We start from the raw sequence: 21,652 nt of genomic DNA on the forward strand, positions 1-21,652 counted from the left end.
TGCTCCTGCGTTCGCACGGGGATCATTAATCCACGCTGAACCAGGGGGCCAGCCCTTCCATTTATTCTACGAGGTGGCGGTGTGCGGCAACGAATGCCGGGGCCGTGTCGAGCACGGGCGCGATGAATCGCGCCCCTACCGGGTCTGTGCGGCGCACACGTATTTCTCCCCCTCACCCGCCCTGCGCCCCCGCAGGCGGGGGAGGGGGTCGGAGGGAGGGGGCCCTCCGCGCACCAACCTCCGCCCCCTCTCATGATAACAGCGAGGGCGGAGCCCTCTCCTGTTATCGGGAGAGGGGGCAGGCGAGTGTAACGAGCCGGGGGTGAGGGCCCGCACTTCCCTTCCGCCCACAATCCCGCTATTATCAAGGCTTTCGATCGTCCGGAGGAAGCGGCGATCGGCGTACCCCGAACAGGGAGCGGGTGCATCATGAAGGCGGACATCCATCCGAATTACAAGACGACTCAGGTGCGCTGCGCGTGCGGCAACACCTTCCAGACCCGCTCCACCACGGACGAGATCTCGGTGGAAGTGTGCTCGCAGTGCCACCCGTACTTCACGGGCAAGCAGAAGCTGATGGACACCGCCGGGCGCATCGAGCGCTTCCGGCAGCGCTACGCGGGCGGCGAGGCGGCGAAGTAAGCAGCGCCCACGCAGAACAGGGAGAGCCGGGGTAAGCAGCCCCGGCTCTCCGAGTATCCGGACCGTAACAGCACCGCCCCGAAGCCGCGCGAGTGCCGGTTCCCCAACCCAGCACTCGCACCTTCGAAGACCGCCCCATGGACGACCGCATCCGCGAAGTCGAGCGCCGCTACCAGGACCTCTCCGACCAGCTCGCGGACCCCGCGATCCACGCGGACCCCAGGCGCCTGCGCGACCTCTCCCGCGAGCACGCGCAGCTCACCGAGACGGTGGAGACCGCCGCCCGCCTGCGCGCCGCCGAGGAGGAGCTGCAGGGCGCCCGCGCCCTCGCCGAGGAGGGCGACGACGCGGAGATGGCCGCCATGGCCCGCGCCGAAGTCGCCGAGCTGGAGGAGCAGACCGCCCGCCTCTCCGAAGAGCTCAAGCGCCTTCTGATGCCGCGCGACCCGCTCGACGACCGCGACGCCGTCGTCGAGGTGCGCGCAGGCACCGGCGGCGACGAGGCAGCCCTCTTCGCCGGCGAGCTCTTTCGCATGTACCAGCGCTTCGCCGACCGCCGCGGGTGGAAGATCGAGGTGCTCTCGGCGTCCGAAGGCGGGTCGGGCGGGTACAAGGAGGCGATCTTCGTGGTGCGCGGGCCGCACGCGTACGGCGACCTGCGCTACGAGAGCGGGGTGCACCGCGTGCAGCGCGTACCCGCCACCGAGAACCAGGGGCGCATCCACACCTCCGCCGCCACCGTCGCCGTCCTTCCCGAGGCGGAAGAGGTGGACGTGCAGATCAATCCGGGCGAGCTCAAGATCGACGTCTACCGCTCCTCCGGCCCCGGTGGGCAGTCGGTGAACACCACCGACTCCGCCGTCCGCATCACGCACCTCCCCACGGGGCTGGTGGTGACCTGCCAGGACGAGAAGAGCCAGCACAAGAACAAGGACAAGGCGATGGGCGTCCTTCGCTCGCGCCTGCTGGACATGCGCGTGGCCGAGCAGGAGTCCGAGCGCGCCCGCGAGCGCAAGACGCAGGTGGGCACCGGCGACCGCTCCGCCAAGATCCGCACCTACAACTTCCCGCAGAGCCGCGTCACGGACCACCGCATCGGCTACACCACGCACGCCCTCCAGCAGCTCCTCGATGGCGACGTGGGCGAGCTGGTGGACAACCTCAAGCTCGCCTCGCAGTCCGAACGCGCCGCGTGAACGCTCCCAGAGTCTGGACGGTGATGGAGCTCCTGCGGTGGACCGCGGAGTACCTGGGGGAGAAGGGCTTCCACAACGCGCGGCTGAACGGCGAGCTGCTCCTCTCCGGCGTGCTCGGCGTGAAGCGCCTCGACCTCTACCTGCAGTTCGACCGGCCGCTGAAGCCGGAAGAGCTGGCGGAGTACAGGGCGCGGCTGCTGAGGCGTGCGAAGCGCGAGCCGTTGCAGTACATTGAAGGCGAAGCCCACTTTCGCGACCTGCGGCTCCGCGTCGATCCGCGCGTACTGATCCCGCGGCCTGAAACCGAGCAGCTCGTTCAGCGCGTACTGGAGTGGGCCGCCGCCCGCCCCGGCCTCGCCGCCGCCGACGTGGGGACGGGCTCCGGCGCCATCGCCCTGGCGCTCGCCACCGAGGGCCCGTTCGAGCGCGTGGTGGCGACCGACGTGGAGCCCGGCGCCCTGGAAGCGGCCCGCGCCAACCACGCCCTTGCCGCTCCCGCCGCCCCCGTGGAGTTTCGCCTGGGCGACGGGCTGGCCCCCCTGGCCGGCGAGCGCTTCGACGCCCTGGTCTCCAACCCTCCCTACGTCGCCAATGCCGAGCGCGCTTCGCTCGACACCGAGGTGCGCGACTGGGAGCCGGCCGCCGCGCTCTTTGCCGGCGACGACGGGCTGGAGGTGATCCGCCGTCTGGTGGCCGGCGCGCCCTCGGTGCTCAACCCCGGCGGGCTTCTGGCGCTGGAGATCGGCGCGGGGCAGGGCGCCGCCGTGGCGGAGCTGGTGCGCGCGGCAGAGGGCTTCGGCGCCCCGCGCGTGGAAAAGGACCTCGCCGGGCGCGACCGCATCGTCCTGGCCGAGCTGGAAACTTCAACGGAGCAGCACGGATGGAAATGATCTGGGAGAAGGCGCGCGAAGTCGGCCGCCTGGTGGCGCAGAGCGACCAGTACAAGGCGTTCAAGCGCGCCAACACGCAGATGTCCGACGACCGCGAGCTGGTGGCCAGCCTCAACCGGCTCAACGAGCTGCAGATGGGCTTCGCCCGCGCGATGGAAGAGGGCAACGAGCCGCCCGAGGCGGAGCAGGAGGAGTTCGAGCGGCTCGCCGGCACGGTGCAGGTCTCGCCCGTGTACCAGAGCTACGCCTCCGCGCAGGCCAACTTCGACCGCCTGATGGTCCGCATCCAGGAAGAGATCGCCAAGGGCGTCGAGGCCGGCGAGCAGAGCCGCATCATCCTCCCGTCCTGAGCCACGCCGCATTGATGAAGTTCCAGCCCAGCGCGCTCCGCCCGTTCATCGCGCCGCTCATCGAGCGGCCCATGGGTGCGCTCGGCCGCATGGGGGTCAACCCCAACGTGGTGACCACCATCAGCTTCCTGGTCACCTGCGCGGCCGGGCTCTCGTACTTCCTCGGCGCCATGCAGTGGGGGGGTGCGCTGGTGCTGCTGGGCGGGGTGCTGGACATCGTCGACGGCGCCATCGCGCGCGGCGCCGGGCTCGCCACCAAGTTCGGCTCGTTCTACGATTCCACGCTCGATCGCGCGGCCGAGGTGGTGGTCTTCATCGGGGTGATGTCGCTGTACCTTGGGCCCGGCCGCAACATCGGCGAGCCCTGGATGGTATACGTGGTGGTGCTGGCGCTGGCCGGCTCGCTGATGGTGTCGTACACGCGCGCCCGCGCCGAGGGGCTGGGGATCGACCTCAAGGTGGGGCTGATGCAGCGCGCCGAGCGCATCATCCTGCTGGGCGGCTCCACCATGATCTTCGGGTCGTGGCGCCACGGGCTCGTGCTGACCTGCGTGATCTGGGCGATGGCCGTGCTCACCAACGCCACGGCGATGTACCGCATCTACTGGGTGTACCGTCACCTGCAAACTCCGGCGGCGCCGGCATCCACGGCGCCGAACCGGACTTCCACACCCGCAAACAGGTAGCGATATCGTGCGCACCGAACAGTACACGCCGCGCCCCGCCGAGGGGCGCCTCGGGATCCTCCTCCCCGGCCTCGGGGCGGTCTCCACCACCCTGATCGCCGGCGTGGAGCTGGCCCGCCGCGGTCTGGGCCGCCCCATCGGCTCGGTGACCCAGATGGGCACCATCCGCCTGGGGAAGCGCACCGAGGGCCGCCACCCGCTGATCAGGGACTTCGTCCCGCTGGCGGGGCTGGACGACATCGTCTTCGGCGCCTGGGACCCGTTCCCGCAGGACGCCTACGAGAGCGCGCTCAACGCCGGCGTGCTCAACAAGTGGGAGCACATCGAGCCGATCAAGGACTTCCTCCAGACGATCAAGCCGATGCCCGCGGCGTTCGACCAGCGCTACGTCAAGAAGCTGGAGGGGATCAACGTCAAGCCCGGCAAGAGCAAGCGCGCCTGGGCCGACGCCCTGCGCGAGGACATCCGCCGCTTCAAGGAAGAGAAGGGGTGCGACCGCCTGGTGATGGTGTGGTGCGGCTCCACCGAGGTGTTCATCAAGCCGGGTGAGATCCACCAGTCGCTTGAAGCCTTCGAGCGCGCCATCGACGAGGACCACGACCAGATCGCGCCCTCCATGCTGTACGCGTACGCGGCGATCATGGAAGGCGTCCCCTACGCCAATGGCGCGCCCAACCTGTCCGTCGACTTCCCGGCGATGCTGGAGCTGGCGCAGCAGAACGGCGTGCCGGTGGCCGGCAAGGACTTCAAGACGGGGCAGACGCTCATCAAGACGGTGCTCGCCCCCGCCCTCAAGGCCCGCATGCTGGGGCTGGACGGCTGGTTCTCCACCAACATCCTGGGGAACCGCGACGGCGAGGTGCTGGACGACCCGGAGTCGTTCAAGACCAAGGAAGAGAGCAAGCTCTCGGTGCTGGAGCACATCCTCCAGCCGGAGCTCTACCCCGAGCTGTACAAGAACTTCTACCACAAGGTGCGGATCAACTACTACCCTCCCCGCGGCGACGAAAAGGAAGGGTGGGACAACATCGACATCCGCGGCTGGCTGGACTACCGGATGCAGATCAAGGTGGACTTCCTCTGCCGCGACAGCATCCTGGCCGCCCCCATCGTGCTGGACCTGGCGCTCTTCCTGGACCTGGCCTCGCGCAGCTCGCTGCACGGCATCCAGGAGTGGCTCTCGTTCTACCTCAAGAGCCCCATGACCGCCGAGGGCCTGTACCCGGAGCACGACCTCTTCATCCAGCAGATGAAGCTCAAGAACACGCTCCGCTGGCTGATGGGCGAGGAACAGATCACCCACCTCGGCCTCGAGTACTACCTCGACAACGTGCAGGAGCTGGCGGCGGTCTGACGGTTCGGCTGGATGGTGTGAAGAGGGCCGCGCTCCCAGGGTGGGGGCGCGGTCCTCATTTCATCCGAGAGCCTCATCCCTCGCTCTCGATAGAACTCGACGTCGCGAGCGAGCCCGGCCTCGGCTTTTGAGGGAATTCGATGCGCTTCACTGGGTACGCGCGCGAATCCGTGCGAAGACGTCTTCCGCCGGTACACTCTGGACATCCCCGGACCGCAACTCGGCCAGACGCCGCTCCGCTTCATCCGCCCAAGCGTTTGCGATCTCGTTTTCCTCGTCCAGGCTGGCGATTAGCACCTCCGCGAGGCGCGCTCTTTCCTGGTTCGGGAGCTTGAGGAGTGCGGCTCCCAATTCCTGAACGCTCATTCTCTCCCCGCGTGGCGGGTTTCGTCCTGCTCCGCAGCGCGCTTCAACTCCCAGCAACTCCGTGGTGCGTTCTCCGGCTGAGAATACAACCGCGCACTCAGAACCGCCCGAACTTGCATCGCGTTACGCCGCCGCGCTCTGCCGACTCCATCTCTCGGAGAGCTCACCGACTACGTCCAGCATCTGCGCCGCGGCGCTCTCCACCCCCTCTGCGGCGAAACCGTGGGCGACGGCGTTCCGAAGGCTGAGCACTTCCAGCGCGCGGTCGTACTGCTCCATCGAGAGCTCTCCGTGCGAGTACATGTGGTCGAGAAGCCCGCGAGTCGGAAAGCGCTCGATCGGAAGAGAAACTCGCGTCGCCTGGAGCCGGAGCATCCCCTCCAGGATCGCCCAGAGCCAGACGATCGCCGCCTCGTTCGCGCCGAGCTCCAGCAGCCTTGGTGCGGCTCTCCATCGTTCCCGAAGGTCATCCCATGAGAGTAGCGGACTCGAGGCGGGAACGCCCTCGGGGCCCAAGTCGTCGCAAGTGACCAGGAAGAAGCGCCAACCGGGGTGCCTCCCGATTTCCTCGGCGAGTTCCTGGTAGCGATCCACGGAGACACGGGTTGCGGAATCGCGCACCTCCACGATGTGGTGCTCGTCGCCCTTGGATGCGAGCAGCGCCGGGCGATATCGGTCCAGGTCGAACGGCACCGCGCCCGGGTCAGGCTCGACGATCACCGCGAACCCGTCTCGCTCATACTTAGCCGCGATCTCCGAGATCTTCACTCGCGACGGCTGAGTATTCATAGAAGGTCCTCCAGGGGTTCCGTATCGCTCAACCTCACGTAGACACATTCCGCGCCACCGATCAACCCCTGCAGCAGAAGCGGAGGAAGACGGGGAAGCTCGAAGAATGTACCGTTGATCGCACGCCGATGGCACTCGACATCCGCGACCAGGCTGTCATCGTGCATTACCAGCCCCACCAGCGCGTCCTGAATCGGCTTGATGATGTTGTCCAGATCGGGCGGATTCCTGCGGCTGAGGTATACGAGTTGGAGGTGGAGGTCGCCAGAACGGATCGCGGGACGGTTTCCCCAGACTTTGTGCGCTTCGCCAGCCACGAACCGCTTCCATCCCTGATAGTACTCCCGATTCCGCGTGTGCAGCGAAATCGGACGCCTAGGAATCAGGAACTCGAAATATGTCACTCCGTCGCTCCCGATGTCCTTTGAGGTAATTCCGAGGGCAGCGTCCCCGCCCTGGATTCGTGCGCGATTCACTCAGTCACGCGTTTCCGCCTTGCGCTGGTATTCGTCGTCCAAGATCGCCTGCGGGTGCCGTGTTCCGAGCGTGCTTTGAAGCGTGTCCACACTGTACACTTTCGCGCACTGGAACGCAAGGGCTGAAAAGGAGCGTTGGCGCTCCTCTTCAACGGGCTGCGGCTTCTGATTACGGGACTGGAGTCGCGAACGCGGACTCCACCGGCTTGCCGGTCCAGTTGGCGGGGCGGGGGACGCCGAGGAGCCAGAGGGCGGTGGCGGCGCTGTCCATAGTGCTGACGGGGGCGGTGATCTCGCCGGGGCGGACGTTGCGGCCCCAGGCGATCCAGGGGATCAGCATGTCCACGTCCTGGTTGGTGCCGTGGTCGCGGCCGTGGCCCCCATGGTCCGCGGTGACGATCACCACTACGTTTCCATCGTAGGCGCGGACGGCGGCGGCGGCGATGTGGGCCACGGCGGCGTCGGCGCGGCGGACGGCGAAGCGGTAGGGCGCGCTCATCCACCCCAGCGAGTGCCCCGCGATGTCGGGGTCCGCCAGGTGCACGAAGACGAAGTTCGGGCGGCGGTGGCGGAGGTAGTCCTGCACCTCCTGCGTGATGCGCGGCGCGGACCACAAATCCTTCCCGGTCGGCGCCATGCGGAAGCGCGGCGCGTCGCGGCGGAGGAGGTGGCGGAACTTGGCCTTCCCAAAGAACCCCGCCGTCGTCTTTCCCGCGCCCTGCGCCAGGTCGAAGACGGTGGGGACCCGCACCGTGCCCACGTTCTCCACCTGCTCGAAGTTCCAGTTGATCCCGTGCACCTCGGGCGGGACGCCGGTGAGCATGGAGGTGTGCGAGGGGAGGGTGCGGCTGGGCATGATGGTGCGCGCGCGCAGCGTGTACGCCCCCTCGCGCATCATCCGCTGCAGGTTGCGCGCGCCCGACGCGGCGATGGCGTCCGGGCGCAGGCCGTCGATGGAGATGAGGACTACGTTAGGGGACTGCGCCTGCACCGGTACGGCGATGGCCGCGAGCGCCAGCGCGGCGCGGAGAATGCTGCGAAAGTCGGGCACGGACACCTCGGTGGAGTCTGTGGGACAGATGGACGGCGGATGAATCTTTCAGCCCGCTGCGTCGTATCAAAGCCGGTTCCCTTCCGGGCGCGGGCTCGGGCAAGGATGCAAGCGGCTTACCGGAGCGCAGGATGACCTGTCAAATGTGCGGAGCGAGCGTCCCCGAGGGACGCGTCTCCTGCTCGCAGTGCGGGGCGATGTTGGGACGCGCCCCGGGGATGACGGTCGCGGCACGCAACACGTCGTACGGGCTGGATACGGTGCGCGTCTGCCCGCGGTGCGGCTTCCACGGCACAAGCGTGTCGTACTTCGCCACCGGCACGCACATCCTGGTGCTCATAGGGCTCGCCGTCGTCACCAGCGGGATCGGGGCGCTCATCTACCTGCTGCTGCGCGGCGGCGAGCGCATCTGCCCCCAGTGCGGGCTCAAGTGGGGCCGCGGCGGCTACCTGGCCCCCGTGGCGCCTCCCGGCTCCCGCGGCGAAACCGCGGCTCCCGAGATCGCGGCGCTCTCCGACGGCGGGGCCAAGCGCGGCTTCGCCTGGGTGCTCTGGGCGATGGCGGCGCTCTTTTTGATCATCGGGCTGGCGGCGACGGAGGTGGTGCCGCTGGGGTTCGCGATGATGGCGGGTGCGGGCGGGTACCTCCTCCGCCGCTCCGCGAACGACGCCCGTGAGCGCCGCCGCGAAGCGCTCCTGCAGAGCCTTCAGCTTCCCGTGCTGCGCCTGGCCGCCCAGCGCAACGGGCGCCTGACCGTGACGATGGTGGCGCAGGATCTGGGCTGGACGCTTCCCCGTGCCGAAAAGGTGCTCCAGTCGATGGAGGACGGCTTCCGCGTGATGGGCGACGTGACGCCGGAGGGGGTGATCGTCTACGACTTCCCCGAGCTGAGGCACGCCGCTCCGAACGCCACCCTCGCCGCGCCACAGGCGCCGGCACCGCGGCTGATGGCCTGACGCTCCAGCCGTCTTGCAGAGACGGGCGCGCGACCCCTTTGAGGTCGCGCGCCCGTTTTCCGTTTTCGCCGGTACCGTTAGATTCGAGTGCGGCAGGCTCTGTTTTGGCCTCACGCGGAGGCGCGGAGACGCGGAAGAGAAAAAGCGGAGCCTAAACGGACAGCTGTGCTCCGCTGGAGATAGGATTGTTCTCTCCCGCGTCTCCGCGCCTCCGCGTGAGCCTTGCAGTCAGGGAACCAGGTCCGCCTCGGCAATCCCGGAACCGCCCTCCTGCTTGGCGTCCCGCTTGAGCTCGGCGACGCGCTCGCCGAGGTGCTCGAGGGAGATCCACTTCTCGGGGTCGACGCGCAGGACCGCGGCGGAGAGGCGGGTGACGGGAAAGTAGCGCTCCACGCCGTAGCGGTCGCGCCCCCAGTACGAGCCGGCCTCCACCGCCTCCTCCGGCAGATGGGCGATCAGGGCTTCGGAGAAGCGGCGCTGGGCATCCTCGGCGCGGGCGCGGGCCTCTTCGGGGGAGGAGAGGAGGACGAAGTCGTCGCCGCCCACGTGCCCCACGAAGACGCCGGGACTGTCGCCGGCGGCGGCCACGGCGGCGCCTACCTCGCGGATCGCGGCGTCGGCCACCGCGAAGCCGAAGCGGTCCGCGAAGGGCTTGAAGTGGTCGAGGTCGAAGTAGCAGATGGAGAACGGCGACCCCGCCACCCGCCGCCGCTCGACCTCAATGTAGAGCGCCTCGCCTCCGGGGAGCCCCGTGGTGGGGTTGCGGTCGCGGCCGCGCGCGGCCTGGCGCAGGAGGGCCGTGGCGCGCGCCACCAGCTCGCGCGGGTCGAAGGGCTTCGCCAGGTAGTCGTCCGCGCCCGCGTCGAAGCCGCCCAGCCGGTCCTCGATCTTGCGCTCGGCGGTCAGGATGAGCACGGGAAGCCAGGAGAGCCCCGGATCGGCCTTGATCTGGCGGCACACCTCGAAGCCGTCCGGCGTCCCCATGCGGTAGTCCAGGACGGCCAGGTCGGGCGCGCGCTGGCGGAGCTCGGCCAGGGCGCGGGTACCGTTCTCCACGGCGCGCACGTTGAAGCCGGCCGAGGTGAGCACGTCCGTCACCATCGACCGCAGCGCATCGTCGTCGTCCGCCAACAGAATCTCGTTCATCGTCTCCAGGCCGTGACTACTGCTTCTCTGCTCGCTTGCATCGCGCCGCGCCGGCTGGCCACGACGGCTCTTCTGGCGGCGGCACTTCTCGCGCCGCAACGCGCCGCCGGGAATCTAGCACCCCCGCGCCCCGCCGCCACCTCCCAGCAGGCGCTGGCGGCGCGGATCGACTCCATCCTGCAGCGTCCGGCGCTTCGCCAGGCGCACTGGGGGATCATGGTGCAGGACGCGGCGACGGGCCGCGTGCTGTACGAGCGGCAGGCGGAGCGGCACTTCGTACCCGCCTCCAACCTGAAGCTGGTGGTGAGCGCGACGGCGGCGCACCACCTGCCGCCCGACTTCCGCTTCCGCACCACGGTGTACGGCACGGGGCCGGTGCAGGACGGCACGCTGCAGGGCGACCTGGTGCTCTATGGCCGCGGCGACCCGATGATCTCCGACCGCTACTTCCCCTCGCGCACCGCGGTGTGGGAGGCGCTGGCGGACTCGCTGCGCGCGCGGGGAGTGCGGCGGGTGACGGGCTCCGTAATGGCGGACGAGAGCTGGTTCGACGCGGAACACGTGCGCGGCGACTGGGAGGCGTACGACACACGCTGGTGGTACGGCGCGCCCGTCTCGGCTCTGGGCTTCAACGACAACTCCATCGACTTCCGCATCGAGACCGCGCCGCCGGGTGGACGTCCGCGCATCACCTGGGAGCCGCAGACATCGTACGTGTGGCTGGAGAACACGGCGATGATGGGCGAGCGCACGGCACCCAACACGCTGGACTTCGAGCGCCGCGTCGGCAAGGGCGTGCGCGCGTACGGCGTCTTTCCGGCCGGCACAGCACCGCAGACGGAGCACTTCGCGGTCGCTAACCCGGCCGACTACGCGGGCACCGTCTTCCGCGAAACGCTGGAGCGGAAGGGAATCGAGGTGGCGAACGACGCGGTGCGCCTGGTGTCGGATCCGGCGCTCTCCGCATCGCGCACGGCCGCGGTGCTGGCGGAGCACCGCTCGCCGCCGCTGCCGCAGGCCATCGGGCCGATCCTCCTCAACAGCCAGAACTGGTTCGCGGAGCAGCTGCTGAAGGCGATGGCGCGCGAGGTTGCGGGCGAGGGGAGCTGGGACGCGGGGCTGCGCGTGGAGCGCGAGTTCCTGACCCGCGTGGTGGGGATCGACACGGCGGACGTGGTGCTGCGCGACGCATCCGGCCTATCCGCGGGGAACCTGGTGACGCCGCGCGCCCTGGTGCGTCTGCTGGACTACGTGCGCCGCACGCCGCGCCAGTCGATCGTGCGCGACGCGCTTCCGGTTTCCGCCGGCAAGGGCTCGCTGCAGGCGCGCTTCACGGATCTGCCGGGGCGGGTGCGGGCGAAGACGGGGGACATCGGCAACGTGGACTCGCTGGCGGGGTACGTGACCCGGGCGGACGGGAGCGAGGTGATCTTCGCCATCATCGCCAACGGCACCGGCCAGCCGTCGTCGCGCATGAAACCGGGGATCGACGACATCGTACGTGCAGTGGCGGCGGACCGCGGACGTTGAGACGCGCGCCGGCCGCATCATCCCATAGGACATCCTTGAAGATCATCTACACGCTGGCCGCCACCCTCCTCGCCGCGGCGGGGGCACAGGCGCAGGCGCCCGGCTCCGCGGCCCGGGTCGCGACGTTCGACTCCGCCTGGTCCACGATCCACCGCACCCACTACGACACCAGCTTCAACGGCGTGGACTGGCCCGCCGTGCGCACCGAGCTGCGGCCGCGCGCGGCGGCGGCCACCAGCGACGCGCAGCTTCGCGGCGTCATCCAGGAGATGCTGGGACGGCTGCGGCAGTCGCACTTCTACATCCTCCCCGGCGACGTGGAGGCGGGGCTCACGCGCGCCGCCGAAGCGGGCGAGGCGCCCAACGGCGACGCGGGGATGGAGCTGCGCCTGGTGGACGGGCGCTTCCTGGTGACGCGCGTGTCGTCCGGCGGCGCGGCGGCGAAGGCCGGGGTGCGCACCGGGTGGATCGTGGAGCGGATCGGACGCACGGAGGCGGCCGGCGTGCTGCGCATCCTCGGGCGGCTCCCCGCGGGCACGGACCCGCGGATGCGCGAGCTGCGCGGCTGGAGCGCGCTGGCGCACGAGCTGAGCGGGCCGGTGGGCACGGCGCTCCCCGCGCGCTTCGTGGACGGGGACGGACGCGCGAGGAACGTGCGGCTGGTGCTGCGCCCCGCGGCCGGGGTGATGACCAAGTTCGGCAACCTGCCGCCGATCCGGGTGGCGGCGGAGCACGAGCGGGTGCGCGCGCCGGGCGGGGCGTCGGTGGGCGTGATTCGCTTCAACTACTGGTTCCCCGCCATCGCCGCGCAGATCGACGACGCGGTGAACGAGATGCGCGGCGCCGCCGGCATCGTCATCGACATGCGCGGCAATTTCGGTGGCGTGGGCGGGATGGCGATGGGGGTGGCGGGGCACTTCACCGAGCGTCGCGACACCATCGGTACCATGATCACGCGCCGCGACCGGCTGCAGTTCGTGGCCAACCCGCGCCTCTCCACGCGCGCGGGGGCATCGGTGCGCCCCTTCGCCGGGCCGGTGGCGGTGCTCACGGACGCGCTCACCATCAGCACCGCCGAGATCTTCGCCGGCGGGCTGCAGAAGCTGGGGCGGGCGCGCGTCTTCGGGGCACCCTCGGCCGGGCAGGCGCTGCCGTCGCTGGCCACGAAGCTCCCCAACGGCGACGTGCTGGTGCACGCCGTGGCGGACTTCCTGGGGCCCGGCGGCTACCGGCTGGAAGGGCCCGGCGTGGTGCCGGACGTGGCGGCGCCGCTCACCCGCGCGGCGTTGCTGGCAGGGCACGACCCGGCGCTTGACGCCGCGCTTCGATGGATCGACGAACAGAAGGGGGCCGGCTCGCGCTGAGCCGTTCCGCAGACCGTGCCGGCAGCCGCCGGCCCACGCGCCTGTAGGCGCACACTCGCAATCACGGAAGGAAATCCCATGAAGCATAGCTTCGGCCGTACCCTGGCTCTCTCGGCGCTGGTGCTCGCCGGTTCCGCGCGCGGCGCCGCCGCGCAGGAGCTTCCCTCCGCCAGGCAGATCGTCGACCGCTACGTGGAGGCGATCGGCAAGGGCGCGGCGTCCCGGCAGAACTTCCGCCGCGTCGTGGCCGAGATGACGATGCCGACCGGCACCATGACGATGGACATGAAGTTCGCGCGCCCCAACAAGATGGTGATGACCATGGAGATGCCGGGGCTGGGCTCCATGCGCAGCGGCTTCGACGGCGCCCGCGGCTGGTCCGTGAACCCGATGACCGGCGCGCAGCTCATGGACGGCAAGGAGTTGGAGCAGCTCGCCCGGCAGGCGGACTTCGACGCCAGCTACAACCTCTCGAGCCAGTTCCCCTCCATGACCACCGTGGAGCGCTCCACCGCCAACGGGCAGCCCTGCTACCGTGTGCGCATGGTGTCGGCCCAGCAGGACACCGTCTTCTCCTGCTTCGACGTGGCCACGGGGCTGATGTCGCAGATGCAGACCCGGCAGGAGTCGCAGATGGGGCGCATGGAGACGACCGTCAACATGCTGGACTACAAGGAGTTCGGCGGGGTCAAGATGCCCACCCGCACCGTCACGCAGGTGATGGGGCAGGAGCTCACGACGACGATCAAGTCGGTCAGCACCGATCCCATCGCCCCGGCGGAGTTCGATCCGCCCGCGGAGATCAAGGCGCTGATCCAGCAGCGCGCGGCGCCGAGGAACTAAGGAACGGCGGGTCTCACGCGGAGACGCGGAGACGCTGAGAGGAAAAACGGAGGCACGGAGGAAGACTCTGTGCCTCCGTCTTGTCTTAGAGAACCAGGGGTGTCACGCAAAGGCGCTAAGACGCGAAGGAGAGACAGAATCCTTTCTTTGCGTCTTTGCGCCTTCGCGTGAGACTATCTGGGGGTGCCGCGGATGAGGACGGCGCCGGCGGCGATGAACCAGGCGGACTGGGCGAAGAGGAGGAGGCCGAAGCCGTGCACGTCCAGGCGGACGTGGCCGGAGAGGTACGCGGCAAGGATGAGGGTGCTGACCGCCGCGCCGGCCGCGCCCAGCCAGAGCGGGAAGCTCTTCCGGGCCAGGATTTCCGCGCACCAGAGCAGCACCGCGGCGGACGAGGCGACGATGAAGACGCCCGAGAACGCCCGCGCCGCGAGGCCCGCGTAGAGGAAGAGGGCGCTCAGTGCCTCCAGCTTCATTCCTTGCGCCTCCATCATCCGCTGGGCGATCTTCGGACCCACCAGCCCGCTGTTGACCGTCGCGGAGAGCGCCGCCACCAGGGCCGTCGCGTAGGCGGCGAGCGGCAGGAGTGATGGCGCGCCGCCCTTTGCGATGCGGCGGGAGAGCCCGACGGCGCCGGCCAGCGACACCGGGCACGACGCGATGCCGAGCGCGTGCGTGAGCAGCGCGACACGGGCGAGGTGGGCCGCTCCGTCTCCCGACGCCATCAGCTCGCCGCCGGAGGGGTGGAAGCCCATCGTCACCACCCCGCCGATCGCCCCCGCGATGAGGGCCCATCCACTGAGTTTTTCGCGCTGCACGGCTGTCTCCGGTTCGCTGGTTGGGGAGAAGTTCCGCGCAACGTTACGCTGCTTCGGCCCGCGCGGCAGGGTGAAAGGGGAGTTCATGAACAACACCGGCCCGGCTGTTCGGAATCGCGTGGACCGGCGCGTGGCGCGCACCCGCCGCGCGCTGGGCGACGCGCTGATGCGCCTCCTGCAGGAGCGCAGCCTGGAGTCGATCACGGTGCAGGACGTGCTCGATGCGGCTGGCGTGGGCCGCGCCACCTTCTACGGGCACTTCCGCGGCAAGCAGGACCTTCTGCTGAGCCACTTCGAATCCGTGATGGCGTGGATGGATGCGCGGCTCAGGCTCGATCCGCCCGATTCGCGGCGCGTGGCACCGGTGGCCGAGATCTTTGCGCACGTCGCGCACGCCAGGGAGCCGATCGCCGCCATCGCCGCTTCCGGCCAGCTCGACGCGCTGCATGAGCTGGGGCGTGCTCACATGGAAGCGATGATCGCGGGCCGGCTGGCGCTGCTCACCCCGGGAGAGTCGGGACAGCGGCGGGCCATCGCGAGCCACTTCTGCGCGGGGGCGCTCGCGGAGCTGCTCCGGTGGTGGCTCTGGAGATCGGAGCGGCCCACGCCGGAAGAGATGGACGCCATCTATCACGAGATGGTGTGGAACGGACTCCCTCGAAGCACGTAACCGCCCTCCGCACTGGCCCGCGCCGAGGGGCCCGTCGTATCTTGCGCGCGTCCCCCCATTTCCCATCCGTCCTGGCGCGATGATCGAGCTTCACCGGCTGACCAAGCGGTACGGCGACTTCCATGCAGTGCGCGACCTTTCGCTGCGCGTGGCGGGCGGCGAGGTGTACGCGCTGCTGGGCGCCAACGGGGCGGGGAAGACCACTGCGCTCCGCTGCCTGGCGACCCTCCTGGAGCCGTCCTCCGGCACGGCGCGCATCGCGGGGTTCGACGCGCGCACCCACCCGCTGGAGGTGCGGCGCAGGCTCGGCTTCCTGGCGGCGTCGATGGGCCTGTACGCGCGCCTCACCGCACGCGAGCTCCTCCGCTACTTCGCCGACCTGCACGGCGTGCCGGCTGCGGAGGCCCCGGCGCGCATCGAGGCGGTGGTGGAGGCGTTCGGGCTGGGAGAGTTCGCGGACCGATTGTGCGGCAAGCTCTCCACCGGCCAGCGGCAGCGCGTGTCCATCGCCCGCGCCGTGGTGCACGACCCTCCCGCGCTGGTGCTGGACGAGCCCACGCTCGGGCTGGACGTGCTGAGCGGCGAGTCCATCTACCGCTTCGTGGAGGATGCGCGCGACCGCGGCTGCGCCGTCGTCTTCTCCACGCACCAGATGAGCGAGGTGGAGCTGCTGGCGGACCGCGTGGGGATCATCGCCGGGGGGCGGCTGGTGGCGGAGGGGACGGTGGACGAGGTGGTGGGGGGGAGCGGCGAGGCGAGCCTGTCGCGCGCCTTTCTGCGCATCGTGCGGGAGGCCGCGTGAAGCTGCGCACGGTCAGAACGGTGGTGCGAAAGGAGCTTCGCGAGACGCTCCGCGACCGCCGCACGCTGTTCATGATGCTCGTCATCCCCACCCTGCTGTACCCGGCGCTCTTCGTGGCGCTGGAGCAGCTCGCCCTCTTCGGCCAGCGGCAGCTGGAGGAGCGCGCCCCCGCCGTCGCCATCGCCGGAGGCGAGGACGTGCGCGAGTTCCTGGCGCGCGACACCCTGCTCCGCGTCGTCCCCGCCGCGGACGCGAACGGGGCGGCGGTGCGGGCGGGGCGCGTGCAGGCCGCAGTGGTGGTGGAGTCCGCGACTGACGTCGAGGCTACGCGCACCGTGCGCGTGCTATTCGACGAGTCCGACGACCGCTCGCGCCGCGCGGGGCAGATGGTGGCGGACCGGCTGGGCGCGTGGGGCGATTCGCTGCTGGCGCGGCGGCTGGAGGCGCGCGGGCTCCCCGCGGGGTTCGCGGCGCCGCTGGCGGTGGCGGACTCGTCGGTGGCGACGGCGCAGGAGGCGGGGGGGTACGCGCTGGGCCGCTTCCTTCCCGGCATCCTGGTGCTGATGACGCTGCTGGGCGCCTTCTACCCCGCCATCGACATGGCCGCGGGCGAAAAGGAGCGCGGCACGCTGGAAACGCTCCTGACCGCGCCCGTCCCCCCGCGCGAGATCGTGACGGGGAAGTTCCTGGCGGTCGCGATGCTGGGGATGACCGCGGCGGTGGTCAACCTGCTGAGCATGCTGCTGACCTTCCAGTCGGGCGTGTTCCGCTTCGGTAAAGCGGCCAACCTGCAGTTCTCGCTGCCGTGGGGCTCGGCGCTCCTGGTGCTGATCGGGCTGGTGCCGCTGGCGGTCCTCTTCGCCGCGCTCTTTCTCGGCATCGCGGTACGCTCGCAGTCGTTCAAGGAGGCGCAGAACGCGCTGACGCCGGTGCAGCTCGCGGTCATCATCCCCGTGATGCTGGTGGGGCTCCCCGGCATCGAGGCGAGCCCGCTCATCGCGGCGCTGCCGGTGGCGGGCGTGGCGATCCTCTTCCGCGACCTGATGTCGGGGACGGCACGGCTGGGACCGGCGCTGATCGCGTTCGGGGCGTCGATGGCGTACGCGGCGCTGGCGCTCGTCTTCGCGGCGCGCGCATTCGGGCGCGAGGACGTGCTGTTCGGCGCGGGGCCGGGGACGGCGCCGCGGCGGCTGGGCGAGCGGATGAAGCGGTGGCGTGGCGAGGCACGCGGCATTCCCCTTCCAGCTGAGGGGTTCGCCTTCGTGGCGGTGCTGGGGCTCCTCTACTTCCACCTGGGCGCCGCGCTGCTGGGCAACCTGGGGGAGCGGGGGCTGCTCCTCTCGGAGATCCTCCTCCTGGCGCTCCCCGCCGTCGCCTTCGCCGCGCTGGGGCCGTACGACGCGCGCCGCACCCTGGCCCTGCGCCGGCCGAGCGGGCGCACGCTGGCCGCGGCGCTGCTGATCGCGCTCGGGGGAATCCCGCTCGGGTGGCTGATCGGATGGCTGCAGATCCAGTTCTTCCCCGATGCGGCCGCCGCGCTCAGCGGGCTGGAGAAGCTGGTGACGGCGACCGACGCCCGGCGCGCGCTCTGGCTGCTCGTGCTGGTGGCGCTCACCCCGGCCGTTTGCGAGGAGCTGGTCTTCCGCGGCGTCCTCCTGCAGTCGCTGGGGCGCGAGGTGCCGATGCTGCGCGCAGTGGCGGTCTCGGCGCTCGTCTTCGGCGCCTTCCACCTCTCGCAGGAGACGGCGATTCGCTTTCTGCCCACGGCTTGGATCGGGGTGTTGATGGGGCTCGTGGTGTGGCACGGCCGCTCGATTTTCGCCAGCATGCTGATGCACTTCGTCAACAACGGCGTCGTCGTCCTGATCCTCTGGCAGCCGGAGGTGCGCCGATTCCTGCTGAACGGCGAGCGGCCGGCCACGCTGCCGCTGCTGCTGGCGCCGGTGCTGCTCGGCATCGGCCTCTGGCTCCTCCCGCGCCGCAGCTCCGCGCCGGCCGATCCGGGCCCGGTGCCGGTGCCCGCCCAGTAAACCCGAACCTACGGAGATCCGCATGGTTGCCGCCGTGGTCCTGATCCGCGCCGTTCCCGGCGACGTTCCCGCCCTCGCCCGCCGCATCGCCGGCATTGACGGCGTCGCCGAGGTCTACTCCGTCTCGGGAGACTGGGACCTGATCGCCATCGTCCGCGTGGCCGAGTACCAGCGCATCGCCGAGATCGTCACGGAAGAGATCGCGCAGGTGCAGGGAATCGAGCGCACCAACACGCTGACGGCGTTCCGCGTGTTCTCGAAGCAGGATCTGGGGGCGGCGTGGGATATGTTCGATTGAGGGATGGGTAGGGCTGGGCCGGCGGGGGTCCGGCGGTTGAAACCGCTGCAACAACCGCGGGAAGCCTGCCTTCGCAGGCTACGGGGGGGCGGGCACCGGCGCCTGGTCGCCGGGGGGCGTTGCGGGGCCCGGCGCCGGTGGCGGACACGGGCGCCGGGTCGCCGGGTCGCCGGGGGATGAATCCCCCGGCTGGAACAACGCAAAGACCGCTGAAGCGGTCTGGGGTGCTGCGGGCCGGATTTCGTCATCGGGAGCAGAGCGCTCCTTCCGATCGCCCTGACTACAAGTCAGCCCCTAAACACGAGGAGCGCACCTAATGCTGTGCGCTCCTCGTTTTTGTTTCCGAGTAGGAGTCAGCGCACGTAGTAGCAGTCGGTATGGTAGTGGCCGTCGTGGTATATCGAGCTGCAGGAGGTGAGGACGTAACGCTTTCCCTCGACGATGATGTCGTCGCCGAACGTTTCGGTGCAGAGATCCAGACAGCTGAATCCCTGGGCTCCCGCAACGGTGGTGATCAGCAGCAGCGCGCCTGTGGTGGCAATCCAGCGCGCCGGTGTGGTGCGTAATTTCTGCATCTGATTCCTCCCGGGCATCAAGTAGGCGCGGATCATGGGGTTTGCGGATCGAATTGCACCGTCATGCGCAGCTTGTAGGGCACAGCCTTGCCATTTTTGAGCGCTGGCTGGAAGCGCGTCTCCCGTAACGCGGCCTGCGCCGCGGCGCCGAACTCGGGACGATCATTTAGTTCCAGCACGCGGGTGCCGCCTTGCTCCTGAAGCACGGCGCGGTGGGTTGGGTGCTCCGGCCCAATCGGCCGCGACACTATATCGACCTCACCAACGTTGCCCTGTGCATCGACATGCACATCCAGCAGTGCCGAGCCGGATACGCCTTGTGCGCGAAGTTCGCCGGGATAGTGCTTCCTGAGGCGGGCGGCGAGCTCGGCCTGATCTACTGGCTCTGGAAGGTGGCTCAACCCGGTGTGAGCCTGCACCTCCGGGGACAGGGCACGGCGCCCGGCGGTCGAGGGAGACGGATCGAGCGGTGTATCCCGCGCGTCACCGGGGTGCGCCTCGGTGCACGCAGCCGCTACCAGGATGATGCACAACAGCCACTTAACGTGGGTGATGCCTAATCGTGTGATCATGGGTGCTCTCCTGGAAAAGCAGGTCAGCGAAAGGACGCACTACGGCCGACGAGTATGAACGAGTTATATTGGCCGTTATTGCGCAATCGACATCCTATCGCCGCCACATTAAACGGAGATACTGCTCCAGTCAATACTCATGTCAAAGGTCTGGGGGGGAGTTATCGGAGCGGCCAGGCCCGGGGAAGAACAGAAGAGGGCCGCCGGATCATCTCCCGGCCAGCCCCCCTTTTGCTCAATCTCGCCGCCGGCCGCCCTTGCGACCCTTGCGAGCGCCGCCGGTGCGGGCGGGGGCGCCGCCGCGGCCCTTGTGGCGCTGGCCACGGCGGCGGCTGCCTTCTTCCTCGCTGCCGGCGTCGCGCTCGGAGCGGGGTCCGCGGTCGCTGCTGGCGTGGCCGCGTCCACGGCCCTGGCCGCGACCGCGTCCGGGCGCGCGCTCGGCGCCGTTGCGCTTGGGGCGGTGGGGCGGGTCCTCAGGGCGCTCGCGGAGCATCGCCTCGCGCGCTTCATCGAGGGTGGCGGCGCGGATGGCGTCGCGCTTGCCGCGGGTGACCGTCCAGTGCAGCGGGCGGTCGAACTCGGGGACGTCTTCCTCGTCGATGTAGTTGAGGACCTTGGCGGGGATGCGGGCGCGCACCACCGGCTCCCCATCCTCGAAGGCGTAGTCCAGCGGGTACTCGCGCCCTTCCAGGTAGATGTGGTCGGGGAGCGACATCCAGCGCTCGCGCTCGGCCGGGTCCACCAGCGAGTCGGCCTCGATGCGCAGCGGCGTCTCCAGGAAGTCGGCGTACGAGCGGACCTCGGCGAGCTGCGCGGCGATCGTCTGCGCCATCGATTCTTCGCTGATCCCCGCCTTGCCGCCCGACTTGCGGTGCACCTGCCGCAGGTGGCGGAGGGCCTCGCGGTTGGCGGCGGCGTCGCGGTGGAAAGCCTCGCCGCTGACGACCGCCTCCGCCAGCGCCAGGCGGCAGGCGTCCTCCATCGCCTCGGGGAAGCGGTCGATCGGCTGGTCGTCGGAGTCCAGGACGAAGCCGTGGTACTCCACCGAGCTGCGCAGCCGCAGCGGATGGCGGCGGTGCGCGGCGTCGTAGGCGACTTCCGGCTCGGCGCGGGCGGCGTGCTTCACCAGCAGCTTGTACGGCAGCTGCGTCCCCGCGATGGAGCCGCGCGCCTTCCCCATGCGGTCCGCGAAGAAGTTGATCTCCCCCGCCACCGGCCCCCAGGTGCCGCACACGCTCGTCTTGCTGACGCGCACCTCCTCGCCCCACGACGTCTCCTCGTCGATCACGAGCGAGAAGGGCATCACCTTGGCCAGCAGCTCCTGCCACTCGCGCTCCAGCTCGCGGTTGAGCGGCGGAAGGTTGCGCGGGAGCTCCAGGTCCAGCGAGCGGAAGATGGAGGCGATGGCGAGCGCCGCGTCCTCGATCGACCGCACCAGCACGCCGCGCTCGTCCGCCCACGCGGCCAGCGCCTCCTCGTCGAAGACGTGCCGCGGAAGGCCGTACACGTGGCCCAGCGTGCCGCAGGTAACCAGCGCGTCCTGGTAGATTCGGTACGCCGTCAGGTGGTCGCTTCCAGGGACGATGTAGCGGCTGATGTCGTTGTCCTGCTGGCGGAGCATGCGGTGCAGCGAGTCGATGGAGGCCATCGCGGCCACCAGCGGCACCATGTGCTCCTCCGCCTGCACCAGAAGCTCGCCCCAGGGGCGATCCACCGGCAGGACCTCGACCTTGCGGCCGTAGTCCGTGAGGCGGTTGTTGGCGATCAGGCCGCGCTTCGTGAGCGTCTCCACCGCGCGGCGGTAGGCGATGCGGTCCAGCGGGACGGGAAGGTCCAGCTCGTCGGCGCGGACGCCCATGTCAGCGCAGGTCATCGCCACGCGCTCGGGGTCGCCCGCGAGCTGGAAGTTGGGCGCGGTGGGGCGCAACGAGCCGAAGTCGATCTCGCGCTCGCTCAGGATCCACACCTCGCCGTTCTCCACGCGCCCGTGCACGCGGCCGGCCATCTGCAGGATCTCGTTGTTCCCCAGCGGCTTGCGCGTCAGCACGCTGCGGCCCTTTTCCACCAGCGTGGTGAACTGCGCGTCCTCGATGACCACGGTGTCCAGCCCGCGGATGTTGAGCGCGGACTGCCCGGCGGCGGTCATGGAGAGGATGAAGGGGTGCGGCGCGCCCTCGCCTTCCAGGAACGGGCGCAGCTTGGCGACCGGCTCGCCGCCGTGGTAGAACTCGGTGAGCATCTCCGGATA

Annotated in this window: 23 protein-coding genes; 14 read left to right on the plus strand and 9 right to left on the minus strand. The window is 69.8% G+C overall.

Features of this window, described 5'->3' with window-relative positions; translation table 11 throughout:
• Nucleotides 1-429 precede the first annotated feature (429 nt).
• From rpmE to VF647_15945, 6 genes are all read left to right on the plus strand, one after another.
• Entirely contained in the window at nt 430-642 is a 213-nt protein-coding gene (rpmE, locus tag VF647_15920) for a 50S ribosomal protein L31 (GenBank protein ID HEX8453588.1), read from the plus strand.
• A 137-nt stretch (nt 643-779) separates the two neighbouring features.
• Nucleotides 780-1,838 (plus strand): peptide chain release factor 1, encoded by a 1,059-nt coding sequence (gene prfA, locus VF647_15925; GenBank protein HEX8453589.1) that lies wholly within the window; start codon nt 780-782, stop codon nt 1,836-1,838.
• Nucleotides 1,835-2,728: a peptide chain release factor N(5)-glutamine methyltransferase gene (prmC, locus tag VF647_15930; GenBank protein ID HEX8453590.1), complete on the plus strand. Its 894-nt coding sequence runs from the start codon at nt 1,835-1,837 to the stop codon at nt 2,726-2,728. Before prfA ends, prmC begins: the two co-directional genes overlap by 4 nt.
• The gene (locus tag VF647_15935; GenBank protein HEX8453591.1) at nt 2,719-3,078 is read left to right on the plus strand and encodes a YlbF family regulator; all 360 of its coding nucleotides are present in this window, start codon (nt 2,719-2,721) and stop codon (nt 3,076-3,078) included. The genes prmC and VF647_15935 overlap by 10 nt, the downstream gene beginning before the upstream one ends.
• Before the next feature lie 14 nt (nt 3,079-3,092).
• Entirely contained in the window at nt 3,093-3,764 is a 672-nt protein-coding gene (locus VF647_15940; protein HEX8453592.1) for a CDP-alcohol phosphatidyltransferase family protein, read from the plus strand.
• Between the two features lie 7 nt (nt 3,765-3,771).
• Nucleotides 3,772-5,118, plus strand: coding sequence for an inositol-3-phosphate synthase (locus VF647_15945; GenBank protein HEX8453593.1), 1,347 nt, complete (start codon nt 3,772-3,774; stop codon nt 5,116-5,118).
• Nucleotides 5,119-5,265: 147 nt separating this feature from the next.
• Here the strand turns inward: VF647_15945 and VF647_15950 are convergent, their stop codons facing one another.
• The 4 genes from VF647_15950 to VF647_15965 form a co-directional block, all read right to left on the minus strand.
• Complete coding sequence (locus VF647_15950; protein HEX8453594.1) at nt 5,266-5,484, minus strand: addiction module protein; 219 nt, start codon at nt 5,482-5,484, stop codon at nt 5,266-5,268.
• Between the two features lie 123 nt (nt 5,485-5,607).
• Nucleotides 5,608-6,273: a hypothetical protein gene (locus VF647_15955; protein ID HEX8453595.1), complete on the minus strand. Its 666-nt coding sequence runs from the start codon at nt 6,271-6,273 to the stop codon at nt 5,608-5,610.
• Nucleotides 6,270-6,677: a RusA family crossover junction endodeoxyribonuclease gene (locus tag VF647_15960; GenBank protein HEX8453596.1), complete on the minus strand. Its 408-nt coding sequence runs from the start codon at nt 6,675-6,677 to the stop codon at nt 6,270-6,272. The genes VF647_15955 and VF647_15960 overlap by 4 nt, the downstream gene beginning before the upstream one ends.
• Before the next feature lie 241 nt (nt 6,678-6,918).
• Complete coding sequence (locus VF647_15965; protein ID HEX8453597.1) at nt 6,919-7,800, minus strand: alkaline phosphatase family protein; 882 nt, start codon at nt 7,798-7,800, stop codon at nt 6,919-6,921.
• A gap of 218 nt (nt 7,801-8,018) precedes the next feature.
• On the opposite strand from VF647_15965, the gene VF647_15970 reads away from it, so the two are divergent.
• Nucleotides 8,019-8,756, plus strand: coding sequence for a hypothetical protein (locus VF647_15970; protein ID HEX8453598.1), 738 nt, complete (start codon nt 8,019-8,021; stop codon nt 8,754-8,756).
• 228 nt (nt 8,757-8,984) lie between these two features.
• On the opposite strand, the gene VF647_15975 is transcribed toward VF647_15970, so the two are convergent.
• Entirely contained in the window at nt 8,985-9,902 is a 918-nt protein-coding gene (locus VF647_15975) for a response regulator (protein ID HEX8453599.1), read from the minus strand.
• A 12-nt stretch (nt 9,903-9,914) separates the two neighbouring features.
• Between VF647_15975 and dacB the strand changes: the two genes are divergently transcribed.
• From dacB to VF647_15990, 3 genes are all read left to right on the plus strand, one after another.
• On the plus strand, nt 9,915-11,432 hold the full coding sequence (gene dacB / locus VF647_15980; GenBank protein HEX8453600.1) for a D-alanyl-D-alanine carboxypeptidase/D-alanyl-D-alanine-endopeptidase: 1,518 nt from the start codon (nt 9,915-9,917) through the stop codon (nt 11,430-11,432).
• 35 nt (nt 11,433-11,467) lie between these two features.
• On the plus strand, nt 11,468-12,796 hold the full coding sequence (locus tag VF647_15985) for a S41 family peptidase (protein HEX8453601.1): 1,329 nt from the start codon (nt 11,468-11,470) through the stop codon (nt 12,794-12,796).
• A gap of 78 nt (nt 12,797-12,874) precedes the next feature.
• Entirely contained in the window at nt 12,875-13,639 is a 765-nt protein-coding gene (locus VF647_15990; GenBank protein ID HEX8453602.1) for a hypothetical protein, read from the plus strand.
• A 173-nt stretch (nt 13,640-13,812) separates the two neighbouring features.
• Here VF647_15990 and VF647_15995 read toward each other — a convergent pair whose 3' ends face one another.
• Nucleotides 13,813-14,457, minus strand: a complete 645-nt coding sequence (locus VF647_15995; GenBank protein HEX8453603.1) for a hypothetical protein — start codon at nt 14,455-14,457, stop codon at nt 13,813-13,815.
• An 85-nt stretch (nt 14,458-14,542) separates the two neighbouring features.
• Here VF647_15995 and VF647_16000 point away from each other — a divergent pair, with 85 nt between their 5' ends.
• The 4 genes from VF647_16000 to VF647_16015 all read left to right on the plus strand — a co-directional run bounded on the left by VF647_16000 (nt 14,543) and on the right by VF647_16015 (nt 18,257).
• Nucleotides 14,543-15,127, plus strand: coding sequence for a helix-turn-helix domain-containing protein (locus VF647_16000; protein ID HEX8453604.1), 585 nt, complete (start codon nt 14,543-14,545; stop codon nt 15,125-15,127).
• 79 nt (nt 15,128-15,206) lie between these two features.
• Nucleotides 15,207-15,929 carry an ABC transporter ATP-binding protein gene (locus VF647_16005; GenBank protein ID HEX8453605.1) on the plus strand — a complete coding sequence of 241 codons (723 nt, stop codon included), beginning with the start codon at nt 15,207-15,209 and terminating at the stop codon, nt 15,927-15,929.
• Entirely contained in the window at nt 15,926-17,959 is a 2,034-nt protein-coding gene (locus tag VF647_16010; GenBank protein HEX8453606.1) for an ABC transporter permease subunit/CPBP intramembrane protease, read from the plus strand. The genes VF647_16005 and VF647_16010 overlap by 4 nt, the downstream gene beginning before the upstream one ends.
• Before the next feature lie 22 nt (nt 17,960-17,981).
• The gene (locus tag VF647_16015; protein HEX8453607.1) at nt 17,982-18,257 is read left to right on the plus strand and encodes an Lrp/AsnC ligand binding domain-containing protein; all 276 of its coding nucleotides are present in this window, start codon (nt 17,982-17,984) and stop codon (nt 18,255-18,257) included.
• Between the two features lie 353 nt (nt 18,258-18,610).
• Here the strand turns inward: VF647_16015 and VF647_16020 are convergent, their stop codons facing one another.
• The 3 genes from VF647_16020 to VF647_16030 form a co-directional block, all read right to left on the minus strand.
• Nucleotides 18,611-18,868, minus strand: coding sequence for a hypothetical protein (locus tag VF647_16020; GenBank protein ID HEX8453608.1), 258 nt, complete (start codon nt 18,866-18,868; stop codon nt 18,611-18,613).
• A complete protein-coding gene (locus tag VF647_16025; GenBank protein ID HEX8453609.1) occupies nt 18,865-19,404 on the minus strand; it encodes an energy transducer TonB in 540 nt (179 codons plus the stop codon). The genes VF647_16020 and VF647_16025 overlap by 4 nt, the downstream gene beginning before the upstream one ends.
• A gap of 235 nt (nt 19,405-19,639) precedes the next feature.
• The coding region (locus VF647_16030) for a hypothetical protein (protein HEX8453610.1) at nt 19,640-21,652 on the minus strand (2,013 nt) is incomplete at its 5' end.

Origin of the sequence: Longimicrobium sp., from assembly GCA_036387335.1 — a bacterium.
Taxonomy (GTDB): Bacteria; Gemmatimonadota; Gemmatimonadetes; order Longimicrobiales; family Longimicrobiaceae; genus Longimicrobium.